The organism is Litoribacter populi (assembly GCF_007483685.1).
In the GTDB taxonomy this organism is placed as follows: Bacteria; Bacteroidota; Bacteroidia; order Cytophagales; family Cyclobacteriaceae; genus Litoribacter; species Litoribacter populi.
Genome location: NZ_VMKN01000001.1, coordinates 3,487,110 through 3,505,369, shown reverse-complemented (window position 1 = coordinate 3,505,369; position 18,260 = coordinate 3,487,110). Strand labels below are relative to the sequence as shown.

At 41.7% G+C, this 18,260-nt stretch carries 15 protein-coding genes and 1 riboswitch; of the genes, 9 read left to right on the top strand and 6 right to left on the bottom strand.

Annotated features, from left to right (window positions below):
* Nucleotides 1-12: 12 nt before the first annotated feature.
* The 3 genes from FPL27_RS15190 to FPL27_RS15180 are packed head-to-tail and all read right to left on the bottom strand — an operon-like array spanning nt 13 to nt 3,213.
* Complete coding sequence (locus FPL27_RS15190) at nt 13-1,029, bottom strand: ABC transporter ATP-binding protein (RefSeq protein ID WP_235893455.1); 1,017 nt, start codon at nt 1,027-1,029, stop codon at nt 13-15.
* The gene (locus FPL27_RS15185; RefSeq protein WP_143961898.1) at nt 1,026-2,060 is read right to left on the bottom strand and encodes an iron ABC transporter permease; all 1,035 of its coding nucleotides are present in this window, start codon (nt 2,058-2,060) and stop codon (nt 1,026-1,028) included. The genes FPL27_RS15190 and FPL27_RS15185 overlap by 4 nt, the downstream gene beginning before the upstream one ends.
* Entirely contained in the window at nt 2,053-3,213 is a 1,161-nt protein-coding gene (locus FPL27_RS15180; protein ID WP_143961897.1) for an ABC transporter substrate-binding protein, read from the bottom strand. Before FPL27_RS15180 ends, FPL27_RS15185 begins: the two co-directional genes overlap by 8 nt.
* 95 nt (nt 3,214-3,308) lie before the next feature.
* A riboswitch (cobalamin riboswitch) is annotated at nt 3,309-3,526 on the top strand.
* Between the two features lie 223 nt (nt 3,527-3,749).
* Between FPL27_RS15180 and FPL27_RS15175 the strand changes: the two genes are divergently transcribed.
* The 3 genes from FPL27_RS15175 to FPL27_RS15165 all read left to right on the top strand — a co-directional run bounded on the left by FPL27_RS15175 (nt 3,750) and on the right by FPL27_RS15165 (nt 7,534).
* Nucleotides 3,750-5,609, top strand: coding sequence for a TonB-dependent receptor (locus FPL27_RS15175; RefSeq protein ID WP_235893454.1), 1,860 nt, complete (start codon nt 3,750-3,752; stop codon nt 5,607-5,609).
* Nucleotides 5,610-5,612: 3 nt separating this feature from the next.
* Nucleotides 5,613-6,689: a YncE family protein gene (locus tag FPL27_RS15170; RefSeq protein WP_143961895.1), complete on the top strand. Its 1,077-nt coding sequence runs from the start codon at nt 5,613-5,615 to the stop codon at nt 6,687-6,689.
* Between the two features lie 116 nt (nt 6,690-6,805).
* Nucleotides 6,806-7,534, top strand: a complete 729-nt coding sequence (locus tag FPL27_RS15165) for an adenine nucleotide alpha hydrolase (RefSeq protein WP_143961892.1) — start codon at nt 6,806-6,808, stop codon at nt 7,532-7,534.
* Here FPL27_RS15165 and FPL27_RS15160 read toward each other — a convergent pair.
* Both FPL27_RS15160 and FPL27_RS15155 read right to left on the bottom strand, forming a co-directional pair.
* Nucleotides 7,531-7,953 (bottom strand): HI0074 family nucleotidyltransferase substrate-binding subunit, encoded by a 423-nt coding sequence (locus FPL27_RS15160; protein WP_143961890.1) that lies wholly within the window; start codon nt 7,951-7,953, stop codon nt 7,531-7,533. The genes FPL27_RS15165 and FPL27_RS15160 overlap by 4 nt on opposite strands.
* Before the next feature lie 320 nt (nt 7,954-8,273).
* Nucleotides 8,274-9,704, bottom strand: a complete 1,431-nt coding sequence (locus tag FPL27_RS15155) for a S1C family serine protease (RefSeq protein WP_143961889.1) — start codon at nt 9,702-9,704, stop codon at nt 8,274-8,276.
* 264 nt (nt 9,705-9,968) lie between these two features.
* On the opposite strand from FPL27_RS15155, the gene FPL27_RS15150 reads away from it, so the two are divergent.
* From FPL27_RS15150 to FPL27_RS15130, 5 genes are all read left to right on the top strand, one after another.
* Nucleotides 9,969-11,135 carry a 1-deoxy-D-xylulose-5-phosphate reductoisomerase gene (locus FPL27_RS15150; RefSeq protein ID WP_143961888.1) on the top strand — a complete coding sequence of 389 codons (1,167 nt, stop codon included), beginning with the start codon at nt 9,969-9,971 and terminating at the stop codon, nt 11,133-11,135.
* Nucleotides 11,136-11,138: 3 nt separating this feature from the next.
* Nucleotides 11,139-12,458 carry an RIP metalloprotease RseP gene (gene rseP / locus FPL27_RS15145; protein ID WP_143961887.1) on the top strand — a complete coding sequence of 440 codons (1,320 nt, stop codon included), beginning with the start codon at nt 11,139-11,141 and terminating at the stop codon, nt 12,456-12,458.
* A 235-nt stretch (nt 12,459-12,693) separates the two neighbouring features.
* Nucleotides 12,694-15,183 carry an endopeptidase La gene (lon, locus tag FPL27_RS15140; protein ID WP_143961886.1) on the top strand — a complete coding sequence of 830 codons (2,490 nt, stop codon included), beginning with the start codon at nt 12,694-12,696 and terminating at the stop codon, nt 15,181-15,183.
* Between the two features lie 77 nt (nt 15,184-15,260).
* Nucleotides 15,261-16,658 (top strand): ATP-dependent protease ATPase subunit HslU, encoded by a 1,398-nt coding sequence (gene hslU / locus FPL27_RS15135; RefSeq protein WP_185974389.1) that lies wholly within the window; start codon nt 15,261-15,263, stop codon nt 16,656-16,658.
* 42 nt (nt 16,659-16,700) lie between these two features.
* Nucleotides 16,701-17,429: an SDR family NAD(P)-dependent oxidoreductase gene (locus tag FPL27_RS15130; protein ID WP_143961884.1), complete on the top strand. Its 729-nt coding sequence runs from the start codon at nt 16,701-16,703 to the stop codon at nt 17,427-17,429.
* Here FPL27_RS15130 and FPL27_RS15125 read toward each other — a convergent pair.
* On the bottom strand, nt 17,420-17,959 hold the full coding sequence (locus FPL27_RS15125) for a SixA phosphatase family protein (RefSeq protein WP_235893453.1): 540 nt from the start codon (nt 17,957-17,959) through the stop codon (nt 17,420-17,422). The two genes, FPL27_RS15130 and FPL27_RS15125, sit on opposite strands and share 10 nt — an antisense overlap.
* Before the next feature lie 49 nt (nt 17,960-18,008).
* Here FPL27_RS15125 and FPL27_RS15120 point away from each other — a divergent pair, with 49 nt between their 5' ends.
* Nucleotides 18,009-18,200 (top strand): cold-shock protein, encoded by a 192-nt coding sequence (locus FPL27_RS15120; protein WP_143961883.1) that lies wholly within the window; start codon nt 18,009-18,011, stop codon nt 18,198-18,200.
* Nucleotides 18,201-18,260 lie beyond the last annotated feature (60 nt).

Genomic DNA, 18,260 nt, shown 5'->3' with positions numbered 1-18,260 from the left:
TAAGGAAAACCTTCAGATAATACTTGATTTGGATTTTTGAATATGCTCAATCATTTCAGTAAGGGATGAATGCATTGTTTTCCCTGAGCTATCTGTTACTTCATACCGCAAGGGAGCTTCTAGAATTTGGATTGAAAAATGTCGGTTAAGAGTCTGAGTGGAAATGTTTTTTTTCTTCAAGGCACTATTCACCCATTGAATCAAATGAGCAGGACCTTTTACATCAATTGATGGGGAAGGAGCTTTGATCTGTACTTTTCCAGACACCAGGCTAAAATAGAGTTGGTCGCTTTGGAGGAGCTGATCGATTTTGTCCTGAAGTACTAGCTCCTCTGGCAGCCCGGTAATCAACGGTGCTCCACACTGCATTATCCAAAATTGATCTGCTGTCTCCAGTGCTATGTCCAAATCATGGGTCACAACAAGGATTGCCTTATTTCTGGTTTGAGCAATTTGGCGAAGCAAATGCATGATTTCATAGCGATTAACTAAGTCCAGGTGAGCAGTAGGTTCATCCAGTATCATCAGTTCACCGTCTTGGGCCAGGGCCCGGGCGATCATTACTTTTTGCAATTGCCCATCGCTTAGTTCCGAAAGACGCCTATCGTGCAGGTATTCCGTATTGGTGGCTTTAATGGCATTTTCCACAATTTCTTTATCTGTTGGATTCAATCTACCTAACCAGCCCGTATGCGGAGTCCTTCCCAAGGCTACCAATTGCCCGACAGTGAGGTTTGCGCTGGTGATTTTTTCGGTTAACACAACAGAGATTTTTCGGGCCAGATCCGTTTGGTCAAAACTGGATAGCGGTTTCCCTTCAAATAATAGGCTTCCCTCTAAAGGTGGGTTCTGCCCGTGTATCGCTTTTAAAACTGTAGATTTCCCCACGCCATTTGGACCCAGCAAACAGGTCAGTTCCCCAGTTTTAAGTTCAAAGGAGATATTTTCGGCCACTACAGTTTCTTTTGGGCCTTTTCTGTAACCTAGCTTTAGGTCTTTAGCTTGCAATATGGTTTTCAGATTACTCAAAATTCTTTGCTGAAATTTCTCCTTAAAATTAACCAAATAACCATAGGGGCGCCAATAAGGGATGTGACCGAATTTATGGGTAGGGTTTGTGCTGAAGAAGGCATTTGGCTGACTGCATCACACAATAGTAAAACGGCCGCGCCAATGATGGCCGAGGCTGGGAAAAGGATTCTATGGTCGCTGGTTTTGAAAACCAATCGTGCAATGTGAGGTACCGCTATACCGATAAAAGCAATGGGCCCGCAAAATGCAGTAGTTGCACCGGCCAAAATCCCTGTACTGATAATCATCGCCCAGCGGAGGCGATGTATATTTACTCCCATGCTTTCAGCATAAGTTTCTCCCAAAAGCATGGCATTGAATGATTTCAGAAAAACAATCACTGGAATTACTCCAATCAAGATGGCCAATAGAAACACCTGTAGTTGTCCATAATCCATACTGCCCAAACTTCCCATGGACCAAATAGTGAAAGTTTTGAGTTGCTCAGCATCACTGAAGTAGGCCAGGACGCTTATAATGGCCGATGTGGCACTGCCAAACATTAAACCTACAATCAGCAAAGTCATGCTGTCCTTGACCTTCCAGGCAGTCAGGCTCATTAGCAACAAAACTGATATAGCTCCAACTGTAGCTGAAATAATAGTAGCCCAAATGCCCACACCACCTCCAAAGAATGTAAAACCGAATGCTGAACCCGCCATCACTAAAATAGCAACACCCAAACCCGCCCCCGAACTGATACCCAGTACAAAAGGGCCTGCTAAAGGGTTTCTGAAAAAGGTCTGCATTTGTAAACCACTTATGGAAAGGCCGATTCCAGCCAAGATGGCTGTAAAAGCTTTCGGGATGCGGTAGGTATTGATAATCGTTTCCCAGCTTGACCTGCTGAATTCCCCGCTCCAAAGACCTTGAAAAATTTCTCCCACGGGGATATAGACTGAACCTATGCTAATGTTCAGCACAAAGAGGGTTAAAGTCAAAACCAATCCCGCAACAATCAATATGGTCGAGGAGCCGCCTTTATCCATCTATTTGAGTGTAGAAATACAGTTGATAATCCGGCAAGAGTTCAGGATGAAGAATCTTGATTAGGTCCTTCAAAATCAGGTCTGGGCGCATGTAACCCAATTCAAAATACTCCACTCCACCTGTTTCTCCTTTTTTTGAAGTGTAAGTGTAAACCTGTTTTTCTTGGACAGGGCGGAGGTTGGCATATCTGCGGTCAGTACTGGTGATGTCACTCAAGGATTTGAAGTCAGCCGCTCCGATCCAAAAGTCCGCTTCATCGGTATTTTCCAGCACATATTCGTAACTGAGTTGAACACTGCCAGTTCCTTTTTGGTCCTCAAAAATATATTGACCGCCAGCTGCTTTTAGTAACTTGGTGCCCCAAGAATCATTTCCAGGGGCATACCAGATATCCTTATACATCACCCCGCTCATCACCTTCGGTAAATTGGCGTTTGGGAGATTAAGGGTAAGTTTTTCTGCTTCTAGGTACTCTTTTTCTATGTTTTCAAAAACTTCCGTTGCTTCTTCCAATTTTCCAAAAAGTGCACCAGTGAATTTTATCCATTCTGCTCTTCCCAGTGGATTTTGCTCTACATACTCTCCATTGAGTACTGCCGGAATCCGCGCAGACTTAAGCAGTTCCAAATTTTTTACCTCATCACCCAAAGTAGAAATCATAATCCAGTCGGGCTGCAGGTCAATAATCATTTCCACATTACTCTGAGCGGCTCTACCCAAATCTTGTATAGAACCGTCTTTTATTAAGCTTCTGACTTCTTTTGAAGAAATCAGGTCAAGGTTTGGAAAACCGATCAGTTTGTCTGTTTCCTCAAGATAATCAAGATGGGGGATATGAGTAGTGGAGGTGAGGATGACTCTTTCAGCAGGTAATAAAATTTTTCCGTCAAACTTTCTTGTAGGAATTACTACATTTTCACTTTCCTGAATTAAGTACCGGTATGGTTGGTGCTTTTCAGGAAATGCTTTCAATACTTCCAGTACTTTGAAGCCTTTTCCTTGATAGATTTTGAACCCCTTCGCATAGCTCAAATTGATTTCCTCCATCTCCTCCGATTGCTCACGTTCCTCTTGAGGCTGACAGGAAAGCAGGCACCAAGCTGAAATTACAGCGATGATAAAAGATGTGAATTTCCCCTGTGGATGAATCATGATTAATCTTTTTTGTTGAGCGAAAGAAAGCTTGGATGGCCTTGCATTCGGAAACAAATCTTCAAAGAAAATTTTTCCAAAGCAATTTTTACGTTACATTTACAAATGAAATTGGTTCACAGTTGTCGCTTCAAGGCAACTGGGATTAAAATGGGAATCCGGTTAAATTCCGGAGCTGTCCCCGCAACTGTAATCCCGATCTGATACTTCAGATCAAGCTTTTGTCCTTCTAAACCATTGTTCCGAGTGTCGGGATGAGAAGGTCGGCAAAAGTCGGGAAAGCCAGGAGACCTGCCTTTTTCAGACAATTCAAAGCTTTCGGGAGAAAGGCTGAGGTGGATACCGTTTCGAGATTAACCGCAAAGGACGCAAAGAGTCGCATAGAAAAGCTTTCAGGTTAATTTTGATTTTCAGTTAATATCTCAATTTTACTACTTGAAATGGCTTTGGGTTAAATATTTGGTTTTGTTCCATATTTAATTCAAAAGGCATTGTATTTCGAAAATGTAACTAGGGTTATATTTATAACCTGCTGTTTGCTTCTGGCAGTTTCTTATGTAAAGGCCCAAGAAAGATCCCTCGACATGTCGGTAGATACGGTCGCACTGGATAGGGTTGACGTGTATGCCCCGGATTACAAAAAGTATTCCCTTGGACATACGGTCAAGTCCGTGGCTAAAGAAAATCTGCAGGAGTTCCAGGGGCAAGACCTCGGATCTCTACTACAACAGCGTTCGGGAATTTTTGTACGCCAATACGGTCCCGGAATGCTGGCATCGGTTACCATGCGCGGGGCCTCGGCCGGACATACGGCTGTTTTTTGGAATGGCCTCCCTATCAATAGTCCCTCTTTAGGGCAAACCGATTTTTCCATTCTCCCCGTAAGTGGCATCGATCAAGCCACTATCCATTTTGGTGGCTCAGCAGCCTTGTATGGTACTGATGCCATAGGCGGGTCCATTCACTTAGGCAATGAATTAAAGTTTAATCAAGGCCATCATGGAGAAATCCAGCAAGGACTTGGAAGCTTTGGAAGGTTTAATAGCCAAGTCAAATATGGTTACTCCAACGGAATAATCGCCCTTCGTACCTCCGCTTACCGAAATTCTGCTCAAAATGATTTTCCCTTTCGAAACAGGTCAAAATTAGGCCAACCTATAGAAAGACAGGTCAATGCTGCCATTGAGCAATATGGGGTCAATCAGGATTTCGGTTGGAATGTTGGAACTAGGTCACAGATTAAAAACAGCATTTGGTGGAACCTTACAGACCGCCAACTTCAGCCTCTGATGGGTTCCAATGCCAGGGAAGTACAAAAAGACCAAAACCTAAGATGGGCAATGGACTATTTGCTTTTTGGTGAAAAATCTCTTCTGAATTTAAAAGCAGGGATTGTTCGTGATGAGATGATTTTTGACAGAAATTCAAGGAATCTAGTGACCCAATACCTTTTTTCCACAGACATCGAAAAGCAAATAGCTAATAATTGGGACTCCAAGAGTGGAGTTCGCTACACTATAATCGATGGTAACCTGAGCAGTTATCGGGCAACCGACAACCGTTTAGAAGTTTATCATAGCTCCAGTTTTCGATTTACGGATAGATTTAGTACTTCGTTAAACTTGCGACAATTGGTTTATGAAGGTAATTGGGCTCCATTTACGCCTTCATTGAGTGGAACTTATCGTCTTTTCAAAAATGAGAGACATCAATTAGATGCAAACACTGCACTTTCACGCAATTTCAAAGTTCCTACGCTTAATGACCGTTTCTGGCAGCCAGGAGGCAATCCGGACTTGTTACCTGAAGACAGCTGGAGCAGCGAGATCGGACTTTTGCATAATTGGGACCTAGAGAATACCCAAGTGGAAACCCGGGTTAATTATTACCGGATGACAGTGGAAAACTGGATTATTTGGCAGCCGACGGGTAATTTTTGGTCACCCTCAAATATTCGAGATGTGACTAACAGTGGAGTGGAAACCTTTCTGGAAATGAGGCAGAAAGTTGGGCTGGGGGTGATAGGTTTAAACCTGAATTACAATTACACTAGTGCGCAGATTTCTTCTGATGATAATGAATCTACTGTAGGAAGTCAGTTGCCTTATACTCCACTGCATAAAACCAATTTGCAGATTAGCTATAAATTAAACTCTCTGCGGGTATTTGCAGCCCAAACCTACGTAGATGAAAACTTTGTCACCACTGACAATAGCCTTGAAATCCCTTCTTATACCCTTTATGATATTGGGGCCATTTGGGATTTGCAGCTTTTTGGACAGGACTTGATGCTTCAAGGCCAGATTCATAATCTATTAAATACCGAATACCAAGTCCTAAGACAACGGCCCATGCCTGGAAGAAATTATCACGTTAATATTCATTTTAAATTTTAATACATGAGAATCAATCAGAAAATCACAACCAGCTTACTTTTCAGTGCACTAATAGCGCTGGCTTCCTGTAATAATGATGCGGAAACCATCAACAATGCAGACACTCCTTTTGGAGAGGGGGTTTTTATTGTCAATGAAGGCAACACCCAAACCAACACGGGTGAAATTACCTTTTATAATCCTTCGTCTGGCGAAAAGTCACATAATATTTTCACCAAAGTAAATGACATGGATTTGGGAATTTATGTGCAATCAATTAGTGGACATCTAGGGAAAGGCTACATTGCGGTGGATAATATGAATCGTATGTACGTAGTTAACCTGGATGATTTTGAAATGGAAGGAATCGTGGAGGGAGTAGAAAAGCCTCAGACTTTCGTAGGCCTGAATGAACAAAAAGGGTATGCATCCCTTTGGGGAGAATCAGGGACTGGTAATGAAGTAGCCGTAATTAATCTGCAAGACCTTTCTGTGTCAAAAAAAATAACAGTAGGTACCGGGCCAAAAAATATGCTAGTAAATGGGAATGATTTGATTGTATTGAATTCGGGCGGATTTTCAAGTGACAACAGCATAAGTATTATCAATACCCAAACTGATCAAGTAACCCAATCAATTGCTGTAGGCGATGGACCTAACAGTGTCGTAGTGGATAGAAATGGGCAAATATGGGTTCTTTGCGGCGGAAAATACAAAGCAGATTGGAGCGGCCTTGAAACTCCTGGCCAACTTTATAAAATTAATGGCTCTAATTACAATATCGAAGAAGTCTTAGAATTTGAAAGTGAGTTTTCGCAACCGAGTAAGTTGAGGATAAATGGTGGTGGCGACGAATTGTATTTTACCTATGATGGGGGCGTGCACCGGTTATCTGTTGACCAAGAACTTGAGTTAGGTGATCCTGTGCTGAATAGGAGCTTTTATGGGTTTGACTTAAATCCTAAAGACGGCTTGCTTTACGGAACGGATCCTAGAGATTTCGCATCTGCGGGTTGGGTGATTCGTTTTACCCCAGAGGGAGTATTGCAGGATTCCATCCAGGCTGGAATTATTCCAAGTCAAATGTTATTCAATTATTGAAATAGAAAGAGGGAAATATTCAGGTAATCTGGATATTTCCTTTATTCAATTGGATAAAAAAGATTTGTTTCCAGGCTAAAATCTCCATAGGTTTGTTTCAATAAGTTGACCCCAAAATGCCCTACATTCAAAAAAATAACCCCATTAAAGTTTCTCTAAGCTGGTCCGGAGGGAAGGATAGTGCTTTTGCACTTTGGAAACTCCAAAAGGACAAGCGCTATGAGGTGGTGAGTTTGCATACTGCTTTCAATGAGGAAACCAGACGGGTAGGTTTGCATGGGACACCCGAATATCTAATAGAAACGCAAGCTGATGCAATTGGAATTCCTTTAGAAAAAATATTCTTCCCCAGCGAAGCCACCAATGAGGCTTATGAAAATGCTATGGAGGAATTTTACGACAAAATGATATCTGACGGGGTGCATCACGTGGCCTATGGTGATATTTTTCTTGAGGATCTTCGTAAGTATAGAGAGGATCAGCTTTCTAAAAAGTCACTTCAGGGAGTTTTTCCTTTATGGGGCAGAAATACCGAACGGCTGATTCATGATTTTCTTTATAATGGTTTCAAAACTTTGATATGTGCAGCTGATGGAGAAAAAATAGAAGAAGAGTGGGTGGGGCGCACCTTGGATAATAATTTTTTAAAAAACTTACCTCCCTCTGTAGACCCTTGTGGGGAAAATGGAGAATACCATTCCTTTTGTTTTGCTGGACCGGTTTTCAAGAAAACAATACTCCCAAAAGTGACTGAGGTGATCCCAAAATCCTATACGATTAAACTTGAAAATGGTAAAGTTGAAAAAAGATGGGTTTGGTTTGCAGACCTTGAAATGGCGGATTAACTAGCATCTTCCTCAATCTTTTTCATTTTCCTTTCGAAATTTTCCAAATTGATAATAAATTTCTTTGAAGTCTTTTCCATCAATGATTTATTGATGTCCTCATTATAAAGGGGAGAGGCTTTAATTCTGTCAATTATCATTTCTAGCCAATTTTCCCCATCATCTATCAAGTCAGAATGGAAAGCCTCGACAGTGAGGTCTCGAGGTCCTGTGATACCGGTGTGGCCAAGTTCTCTGAAATATTCAATCATGGTATTGAGGGCCATCTCATGGGTGAGTTCAAAGGAACGTATGATTTTATGCTCCAACTTTTCCGAGAATCCTTTTCGCTTTAATTCGTCCAGATATTCTCTCAATTCAGAAAGCGCGTCCGAAAAATCTTTAAGTCTTTTGTGCCAATTCACCACGGGAGTTTTCATCTTAATTTGGGTTTTATTAAAAATAGAAATTTAAATACAAGGGTCAAAGAAAGTACATGTTTTATTGGTAGTACAGTCGAATAACCATTAGGGGGAATAAGGTTTGGTTAAAATGAACATATACTTTTGTTAAAAGTATATATCTCCTAATTATAGTTAAGTGTAAGTGGTATTTATAATCTATGTAAAACCATTAATTAACCAATGTCAGACTTTTCTTAGACTGGTTAAACACTGGTTTTACATTGATTTAAGACTGGTTCAAAGAGAGATAAAACTCAGCTGGTTATCTGAACAAACTGCCTACTATAACTACTTTCCTACCTTACGTTATAAGATTGCATAAACCTCTGACCATTGGGAGAAACTCCCTCCAAAAGAAGCCGCCCGCTATATTTTTCCAAAAACTCACCAATTTCAGTAGGATCCGTGGCTGGTTCCTTATTGATATGCGTGATAATAAACCCATCTGCTAGCCCTAGTTCTCTTAAGTATCCTCTTGTAATAGCTGTGATTTTAATTCCATGATCAATGTCCAGTCGATCCCTTTCGATGGCGTTAACAGCCTCCAGTCTTCCACCGAGAACATTTGAGCTATAAAATTCCCTTTTCACCACTCCTGTGCCACCTTCAAGATTTAGTAGGGTGACATTTGCAACGTTTCTGCTATTGCCTCTTAGATAGTTAAATTGAATCTTGTCTCCTGGGTAATAGTAGGAGATCGCCTCCTCAAAGCTGCCCTTTCCAGAGACATTGATGTCCTCAATTTGGAAGATTACATCGTTTTTACGGATGCCTGCTTTTTCTGCTGCCCCGTTTCTTTGCACATGGGTAACGATTACCCCATCCATGGATTGGAGGTTCATTTCCTCGGCAAGTTCGGGAGTGATTTCTACCACATCTACGCCAGGAAGGGCTTTCTGTACTTCACCAAATTTGATTAAGTCATTGGCCACCTTCACGGCAATGTCCACTGGCACTGCAAAACCATATCCAGTATAGGACCCAGTTCTGGAAAGGATAGCCGTATTGATTCCGACTAGTTCCCCTCTAGTGTTGACTAGGGCTCCTCCGGAATTGCCGGGATTAATGGGAGCGTCTGTTTGGATAAATGACTCCAAGGGAAAATCACCTCCAAGGATGTTAATCTGCCTTTCTTTTGCTGACACAATTCCAGCGGTAACCGTGGAAGTAAGGTTAAAGGGGTTTCCTACTGCAATTACCCATTCGCCGATTCGGAGTTCGCGGCTGCTGCCTTGGGGTATTGCAGGTAAATTTTCGGCCTCTATTTTTAATACCGCAATGTCTGTGTTCTTATCCGTGCCTATCAATTTGGCCTTATAAGTCCGTTTTTGATGCACCACTTCGATGGTTTCTGCACGATCAATTACGTGGTTGTTGGTGACAATGTAGCCATCACCGCTAATAATGACCCCTGATCCAGTGCTAACACGCTGGTTTGGTCCGGTGCCGAAGAAATAATCAAACATACTGTTCCGACGGGGGTCCGTTCCTGAAAAGTTTTTGATGAAGACCACCGAGTTTTTGCTTCTTTCGGAAGCTTCCACGAAGGAAACTGGAGGGTTGTAATTGGCTGGTTCAGTAAATTCAGCCCGGCTGACTTGCTGAGAGAAATTCTCTGTGGGGTAAACCATTTGGGATATTTCTGTTTGGGGTGTCATCTGATTGAAAAACCAAGCCCCTCCTAAACCGGAGAAAAAGGATACAAGAATAATTTTGATGTTTTTCATAAACTTACCTTATAGAGTAATTCCACTTAATGTGCTTTCATTTACGATAAAAGAAAAAGCCGCGGACATCTTTTTTAAAAAAGAGTTTTTGGGCCTGTTTCGACTTCAAATATAATTTACAAATCGACTCCCAGCCGTTAAAAAGTGTCAAAAAACACAGGAAAAGTCTTTTAACCTTGTAAATTTGTTGGCATATTGGAAAACTTTTAGCTGGCAAATGCCATTTTAACTGCAATCAACTGAGTCCGAGAGATTAATAATTACATGTCAGAAAAGAAAAGAGTAGCCATATTGGGCTCGACGGGAAGTATTGGAACTCAAGCACTAGAGGTCATCGAAAGTCATTCAGACAAATTTGAGGTAGAAGTTCTGACCGCTCAAAACAATGCAAAACTTCTGATTGAACAAGCTATAAAATTTCAGCCCAATGCAGTGGTGATTGCCAATGAGCAATTTTACGATGAAGTGCGGGATGCCTTGTTCAGCCATGATATAAAAGTTTATGCTGGTACAAATGCCCTTGCCCAAGTGGTGGAAATGGAAAGTATCGATGTGGTACTTACCGCGCTAGTGGGGTATTCAGGTCTCATGCCGACCATCAAAGCTATCGAGGCGGGTAAAAGTATTGCTTTGGCTAATAAGGAGACACTTGTGGTGGCCGGTGAAATGATCACTAAGATGGCTAGGGAGAAAGGGGTTAATATTTACCCTGTGGACTCCGAGCACAGTGCGATATTTCAATGCCTGGTTGGGGAGTTTCACAACCCAATTGAAAAAATCATACTGACCGCATCAGGAGGGCCTTTTAGGGGTAGAGATAGAGATTATCTGCATCATGTTACAAAGGAGCAGGCACTTAAGCATCCAAACTGGGATATGGGAGCTAAGATCACTATTGATTCTGCTTCTATGATGAATAAAGGGCTGGAAGTAATCGAAGCAAAATGGCTTTTTGGGCTAAAAGCTGAGCAAATAGAAGTAGTGGTTCATCCCCAGTCCATCGTACATTCCTTAGTGCAATTTCGTGACGGATCTATAAAAGCGCAACTCGGACTGCCAGATATGCGTATCCCCATACAGTTCGCTTTGAGTTACCCCGATAGGTTTGATTCCACATTTCCCAGGTTTGATTTTCTGCAATATCCAAACCTGACCTTTGAGCAACCAGACCTAAAGACCTTCAAAAACCTTCAACTGGCTTATGATGCCATGGAAAAAGGCGGAAATGCGCCATGTGTACTGAATGCTGCTAACGAGGTGGTGGTCGCTGCTTTTTTGAAAAACGAAGTGGGCTTCCTAGAAATGTCGGACTTGATCGAGGAAACTATGCATGCGGTGGACTTTGTTAAGCATCCAACTTTGGACGACTTTGTCGCAACTGACAAAACGTCAAGAATTAAAACTGAAGAATTAATCAAGAGTAAAGTATAAATAATGGATACATTGATCATGGTGGCCCAGTTATTACTGGGATTATCTATATTGGTAGGATTGCATGAGTTGGGTCACCTGCTCACGGCGAAGATGTTTGGAATGAGGGTTGAGAAATTCTCTATAGGTTTTCCCCCAAAGATCATAGGTTTTAAATACGGAGATACAGAGTATTCTATTGGAGCAATTCCATTAGGTGGCTTTGTGAAAATCTCGGGGATGGTCGATGAGTCCATGGATACCGAGCAGCTTGCCCCCGAGCCACAGCCTTGGGAGTTTCGTGCCAAGCCGGCCTGGCAAAGATTAATCGTAATGCTGGGTGGTATTATTGTAAACGTGATTACCGGTGTGGTGATCTTTACTTTCTTGATTTACGATCGAGGAGACACCTACTATTCCAGAGACCAAGTTATAGAGCATGGTATCGAAGTACGTTCCATAGGTGAAGAAATAGGTTTCCAGGATGGAGACAGGGTGTTAGATATTAATGGTGAGCCCTATAAGAGATTTGATGATTTGAGCGGGGGAGAAGCCCTTTTAAGCAGTGGAGGTTATTATACTGTGCTTCGAAACGGGGAAGAGGTCAAAGTAAATATTCCTAGAGGATTTATAAATTCCTTTTCTAATGAAGATGCACTTTCCAACTTTATTTCTCTGCGTACTCCGATGGAAGTCGGAGAGGTGGTCAAAGGAAGCCCGGCCGACGAAATGGGGGTACAACCAAAGGATAGAATAGTTGCAGTTAACGATCAAGAAGTCGTTTATTTCAATGATATTTCAGGTGCTTTGGAACAGCTTTCTTCAACAGAGACGAATTTGACGATCGATCGTGGAGGAGAGTTAATTACTTTAAGTGGCACGGTCAAATCCGATGGTACTATTGGCGTATATTTTAACCCACTGTTGGAGCCTGTTAGAGAAAAGTATTCGTTTATTGAATCCATCCCCAAGGGCACAGAGAGAGCTTTCAGCGCGGTAGTAATCAATGCTAAAGCTTTGGGCAGAATGTTTACCGGGGAGGTTTCTGCCAGAAATGTCAGCGGACCTATCGGGATGGCAAAAATCTACGGCAATACTTGGGATTGGGTTAAATTCTGGAGTATTACAGGGTTGATTTCCATGATCTTGGCATTTATGAATTTGTTGCCAATCCCGGCACTTGATGGAGGACACGTAGTCTTTCTTCTATATGAGATGATTTCAGGTCAATCTCCATCTGAGAGATTTCTTGAAAACGCTCAAAAAGTCGGAATGGTCTTGCTGCTGGCCTTAATGGTATTCGCCATTGGAAATGATATTTTAAAAATCTTTACCGGCTGGTAAAACTTATTTAAATAAAGAAAATAAAAATGAGTTGAAGGCTGACTTCAGCTCATTTTTTATATCAAGTTGTTTTTTTGAAACCACTTTTAGGTCAGTAATTTCCCTCGAGACTGCCAATTTGTGTTTATTAGAACATTGGCATATCCATTGAGTTTTATAGGGGAATTGCCCTAAAAGGGAAAACAAAGCATTTACACATTATACATGGCAGTCAAACTGTCAGTTTGTCTTTTATATGAATAAATTCGAAAACCAATTTTACCAATCGCTTATGTTAGGAGATTTTGCCGGAGAGGGGGATTTGATTCAGCTCATTACCGATGATGAGTCCGAGGACTTGATCTCTCAGGAAGATTTCTCTGATGAGATTCCTATTCTGTCGGTTAGAAATACAGTACTTTTTCCTGGCGTAGTCATCCCCATCACGGTGGGTAGACAGCGCTCTATCAAACTAGTCAAAAAAGCTCAGAAGGGCGATAAACTTATAGGCGTTTGCGCCCAACTCAACCCCAACGTGGATGATCCCTCATGGGAGGATATTTATCAGGTGGGTACACTCGCCAAGATCATCAAAATGATAGTGCTTCCTGATGGCAATACAACCATCATTATCCAAGGAAAGAAAAGATTTGAAATCTCCGAACAAGTGACTGAGGATCCATATTTCTTGGCCAAGGTGAATTATTTGGAGGAATCTTTTCCGGAGGGTAACAAAAAAATTGAAGCCTTGGAGGAATCCCTCAAGGATGCAGCTGCCAAAATTCTGGACTTAAACCCTGAAATCCCACGAGAAGCTCAGGTAGCACTTGAAAATATCGACAACACCGCATTCCTGACACATTTCCTTTCTTCCAATATTAATGCTCCTGTGGAATCCAAACAGCGGCTTTTGGAAATCAATGATGGCATTGACCGGGCTACTCTTCTTCTGGAGTTTATGATGAAGGATATCCAAATGTTGGAGTTAAAAAGCGAAATCCACAAGAAAGTTCATACTGACATTGATCAGCAGCAAAGGGATTATTTCCTGCGCCAACAGATGAAGGTTCTTCAGACTGAACTTGGAGAGGAAGGTCCTGAAAAGGAAGTGGAAGAACTTCGCTTGAAAGGCAGAAAGAAGAAATGGCCAAAAGAAGTGGCCAAACATTTTGAAAAGGAGCTGGACAAAATCCTTCGCATCAATCCCCAGGCTGCCGAATACCCGATAGCGTTGAATTATGCAGAACTGATGGTCGAACTCCCTTGGAATGAGTTTACTGAGGATAATTTTGACCTAAAGCGTGCCAAGACTGTTCTCGACAAGGATCACCATGGCTTGGACAAGGTGAAGGAAAGGATCATCGAATACCTTGCTGTGTTGAAATTGAAAAACGATCTAAAAGGTCCGATTCTATGTTTATATGGACCTCCGGGTGTTGGTAAAACTTCTTTAGGAAAGTCAGTTGCCAAAGCATTGGGGAGAAAATATATCCGAATGTCACTAGGAGGCCTGCATGATGAGGCTGAAATCCGTGGTCATAGAAAAACGTACGTAGGCGCCATGCCTGGTAAGATTATCCAGAACATGAAGAAGGCCAAAACCTCCAATCCTGTTTACGTATTGGATGAAATTGACAAGCTTTCATCTGATTTCAGGGGAGATCCATCTTCCGCATTTTTGGAGGTGCTTGACCCTGAGCAAAACAGTGCGTTCACTGATAATTACCTTGAGGTGGACTATGACCTCAGCAAGGTGCTCTTTATAGCTACCGCCAACTCGTTGGATAGCATTCAGCCGGCCCTGAGGGATCGAATGGAAATTATCGAGGTGACTGGGTATACATTGGAAGAAAAGGTTGAGATAGCCAAGAAACACCTAATTCCAAAGCAGCGTAAGGAGCATGGTTTGAAAGGAAAGGACATTACGTTCGATTCAAAAGCTGTTGTGAAAATTGTGGAGGACTACACCCGGGAATCCGGAGTAAGAAGCCTTGAAAGAAATATAGGCAAGGTGGTGCGAAATGTGGCCAAATCCATAGCTATGGAAGAGGAATATTCTAAACGCATTACTCCAGCTTTAGTGAGAGAAATCCTCGGTGGCGAAGTGTTTGATAAAGAAATTTATCAAGACAACAGTGTGGCAGGTGTAGTGACAGGGTTGGCTTGGACTTCTGTCGGAGGCGAAATTCTTTTCATCGAAAGTTCCTTGAGTAAAGGGAAAGGAAAGCTTACCCTTTCTGGACAGCTAGGCGATGTGATGAAGGAGTCAGCTATGACTGCCATTTCTTACTTGAAATCGAAAGCTGAAAAGTTAGGAATTGATCATCGCGTATTTGATCAATATGACTTGCATATCCACGTGCCTGCTGGAGCTGTGCCAAAGGATGGACCTTCGGCCGGTATTACTATGATGACTGCTTTGGCCTCACTATATACTCAAAAGAAAGTGAAAGCAAAAGTTGCAATGACCGGAGAGATCACCCTAAGAGGTAAAGTGATGCCTGTAGGAGGGATTAAGGAGAAAATCCTTGCGGCAAAGAGATCAGGGATTACCGAAATTATCCTTTGCAAGAAAAATCAGAGAGATATTGAGGAAATAGACAAAAATTATTTGGAAGGGCTAAAATTCCACTTCGTCGATAATGTGGATGAGGTGTTGGATATTGCCCTTATGGATGAAAAGGTGAAGGATCACATAGTGTTTACTTTTGAAAAAGAGAAGGAAGCGCTAGAAACCAGAGTTTAATGAAGTGAATAAGGCATGCCCAAAGGTGTTCCTTAGTACATAAACCTCTAAATGAGGGGAAATTTGAACCCAAAATTATGGATAAGATAAAAGATTTAACGCCAAAACAGATTGTTGCGGAATTAGATAAATATATCATTGGACAGCAAAATGCCAAAAGGAATGTGGCCATTGCCCTGAGAAACAGAATCAGAAGACTTATGGTCAAGTCTGATCTTCAGAAGGACATTGTGCCTAACAATATTCTGATGATAGGTTCGACCGGTGTGGGTAAGACTGAAATCGCCCGAAGGTTAGCCAAAATAGCTAATGCGCCATTTACCAAAGTGGAGGCGTCAAAGTTTACCGAAGTTGGTTACGTTGGCCGAGATGTGGAAAGTATGGTCCGTGATGTGGTGGAACAAGCTGTTCACTTGGTGAAAACCAAAAAGAATGAGGAGGTAAAGGAAAAGGCTGCTGTTATTGTCGAGGAGATAATATTAGACATCCTTATTCCTCCGGTAAAAAGCCCTTCTTTTTCTAAATCTACAAGTGGGGATAATGACTTTAATCCGGAGACGGCATCAGAGAATGAGTTAAATGAGAAGACCCGTGACAGATTTAGGGAGAAGCTTAAAAACGGTGAGCTTGAGGAGAGAAAAATTGAAATTAATGTCAAACAGTCTTCTTCTGTAGGTGTAGGAATGATCGGCAACGGCATGATGGATGATGCCAGCATGGCTGGGCTTCAGGATATGATCAGCGGAATGATGCCGAAGAAGACCAAGAAAAGAAAGCTAACGATAGCCGAGGCAAGAAAAGTGCTGATGGAAGAGGAAGCCTCCAAATTGATCGATTTTGACGAGGTCAAGGAAGAAGCTATTCAATTAGCAGAAAACAACGGGATTATCTTTATCGATGAGATAGATAAGATTGCCTCCAAAAGCGGAAAAGGCAGTGGTGGACCAGATGTGAGCCGAGAAGGAGTGCAACGTGACCTTTTGCCAATTGTAGAAGGTAGCGCAGTGACCACTAAATACGGGGTGATCAATACAGACCATATTCTTTTCATTGCGGCAGGTGCATTCCATGTAAGCAAGCCATCCGATTTGATACCCGAATTGCAAGGGCGTTTTCCAATCAGAGTGGAGCTTAACAGTCTGACTCAAGAAGATTTCCAAATGATCCTTAAGGAGCCGAAAAATGCGCTTACAAAGCAATACAAGGCATTGTTTGAGGCGGAGGAAGTTTACTTGGACTATGCCGATGATGCCATTGATGAGATTGCGAGATTGGCTTTCAAAATCAACGAAGAAGTGGAAAACATTGGAGCGAGAAGGCTTCATACCGTTATGAGTCACTTGCTCAACGACTTCTTGTTTGATGTGCCCGACACGATTGAAGCTAATTCAAAAATTATGATTACCAAAGATATGGTTACCGATAGGTTGAGCCAACTGGTTCAGAATCGAGACCTATCGCAGTACATACTTTAAATATTGATATGCCTGCCCCTTACCGGGCAGGTCTTTTTTATTATGGAAAACCTAGTAATAGTAACAGGCTCAAGTCAGGGGCTGGGTAAGGCCTTGGTAGAGCTCTTCTGCAGTGAGAAGCACAATAGGGTTATTGGTTTATCCCGAAGTGGGCTCAATTATGATTCAACCAATTTTTCAGACCTGAAAATTGACCTTTCCGATTTTGAAGAAGTAAAAACCAATTTGGCTAATATCTTTCCTAAGGGAGATTTCGAGAATATAACTTTGATCAACAATGCCGGATGGATAGGGGAGATTGCCCATTTTGGAGATCTTTCAGCAGAAGCCATTACCAAAATCCATCTTATAAATACTATTGCTCCAGCTGTTTTGATGAATGAATTTGTCAAATCATATAAGGACAATCCTGCGATAAAAACAGTTGTCAATATCAGCTCAGGAGCTGCAGAAAAAAACATTGACGGTTGGTCGGGTTATTCCAGTAGCAAGGCAGCTGTTAACCGATACACGGAGATTGCACAGGAGGAAAGTGATATGAATAAGTGGGAGATAAAGTTCTATGCCCTTTCCCCTGGAATCATTGATACGGGTATGCAAAAGGATATTAGAAGTGCTAAACCTAATGGTTTCAGCAGACTGGAGGCATTCAAAGGTTTTAAAGAAAACAAAGAACTTGCAACGCCAGAGGAAGTGGCTGAAAAAGTGAAGTTTTTAATTGACAATCGGGATGATTTTAAATCGGTAATGCAAGATGTTCGTCAATTCTGATCCGGTCTGTTCTTCGGGAAGTCGAAAAACCAGGTTTTGGCGTTCTTTTTACCTATGTCAGCCCAGTCTTCCACATCGAAGGTAAAACCAAAAATACCAGCAGTAGGTAAATTTTCTAAATCCTCCCCAAGTTCTACTACCAGGTCAGTAAATCCGGGGTTATGACCGAAAATGAATAGTGTATCTACAGATGAAGAAGTTTTGCGGATATGTTTGAGTATTTCTGTCGGTGATGCTAGGTATAGTTCCGAAGTGAGTTGAAGGTTGTTTTTACCAACCCCTAAAATATCCGCAAAAATCTTTGCGGTCTGCTTAGCTCGTTCTGCATTAGAGGAAATAATTAAATTTGGTAAAATTTTTTTTGAAGCCAATCTATAGGCCATTTCTTTTGAGTTTCTAATCCCTCGGGGCGCTAGAGGCCGTTTATGATCGGCTAAAAAGGGCTTATCCCATGAGGATTTGCCGTGCCTACAAAGAAAAAGTCGCTTCATAAAGGTTTTTCTTATATATTTTTTTGCATAATTTAACATAAATTTTTACATTTATTATTCATTTAACCACATATTTTAAAATTACATTATGCTTACTGGAACAATTAAATTTTACAACGATTCAAAGGGGTTCGGTTTTATCATTGATGACCAATCTCAAAGTGACATTTTTGTGCACGCGACTGGGCTGGTCGACAAGATAGCTCAGAATGACAAAGTTTGTTTTGACCTTAAGGAAGGTAAAAAAGGGCCTAATGCCATCAATGTGAAAAAAGTCTGATTTTTTGAGCATTAGGAAAAAAAAAGAGTCTTGATACAGGGCTCTTTTTTTATGCCCAAA

What these genes read in the sequence shown, in the direction of transcription:
- FPL27_RS15185 (WP_143961898.1), bottom strand. Translation starts at nt 2,060, where the DNA reads ATGGATAAAGGCGGCTCCTCGACCATATTGATTGTTGCGGGATTGGTT.
- FPL27_RS15180 (WP_143961897.1), bottom strand. Translation starts at nt 3,213, where the DNA reads ATGATTCATCCACAGGGGAAATTCACATCTTTTATCATCGCTGTAATT.
- FPL27_RS15170 (WP_143961895.1), top strand. Translation starts at nt 5,613, where the DNA reads ATGAGAATCAATCAGAAAATCACAACCAGCTTACTTTTCAGTGCACTA.
- FPL27_RS15165 (WP_143961892.1), top strand. Translation starts at nt 6,806, where the DNA reads ATGCCCTACATTCAAAAAAATAACCCCATTAAAGTTTCTCTAAGCTGG.
- FPL27_RS15160 (WP_143961890.1), bottom strand. Translation starts at nt 7,953, where the DNA reads ATGAAAACTCCCGTGGTGAATTGGCACAAAAGACTTAAAGATTTTTCG.
- FPL27_RS15155 (WP_143961889.1), bottom strand. Translation starts at nt 9,704, where the DNA reads ATGAAAAACATCAAAATTATTCTTGTATCCTTTTTCTCCGGTTTAGGA.
- FPL27_RS15150 (WP_143961888.1), top strand. Translation starts at nt 9,969, where the DNA reads ATGTCAGAAAAGAAAAGAGTAGCCATATTGGGCTCGACGGGAAGTATT.
- rseP (WP_143961887.1), top strand. Translation starts at nt 11,139, where the DNA reads ATGGATACATTGATCATGGTGGCCCAGTTATTACTGGGATTATCTATA.
- lon (WP_143961886.1), top strand. Translation starts at nt 12,694, where the DNA reads ATGAATAAATTCGAAAACCAATTTTACCAATCGCTTATGTTAGGAGAT.
- hslU (WP_185974389.1), top strand. Translation starts at nt 15,261, where the DNA reads ATGGATAAGATAAAAGATTTAACGCCAAAACAGATTGTTGCGGAATTA.
- FPL27_RS15130 (WP_143961884.1), top strand. Translation starts at nt 16,701, where the DNA reads ATGGAAAACCTAGTAATAGTAACAGGCTCAAGTCAGGGGCTGGGTAAG.
- FPL27_RS15125 (WP_235893453.1), bottom strand. Translation starts at nt 17,959, where the DNA reads ATGTTAAATTATGCAAAAAAATATATAAGAAAAACCTTTATGAAGCGA.
- FPL27_RS15120 (WP_143961883.1), top strand. Translation starts at nt 18,009, where the DNA reads ATGCTTACTGGAACAATTAAATTTTACAACGATTCAAAGGGGTTCGGT.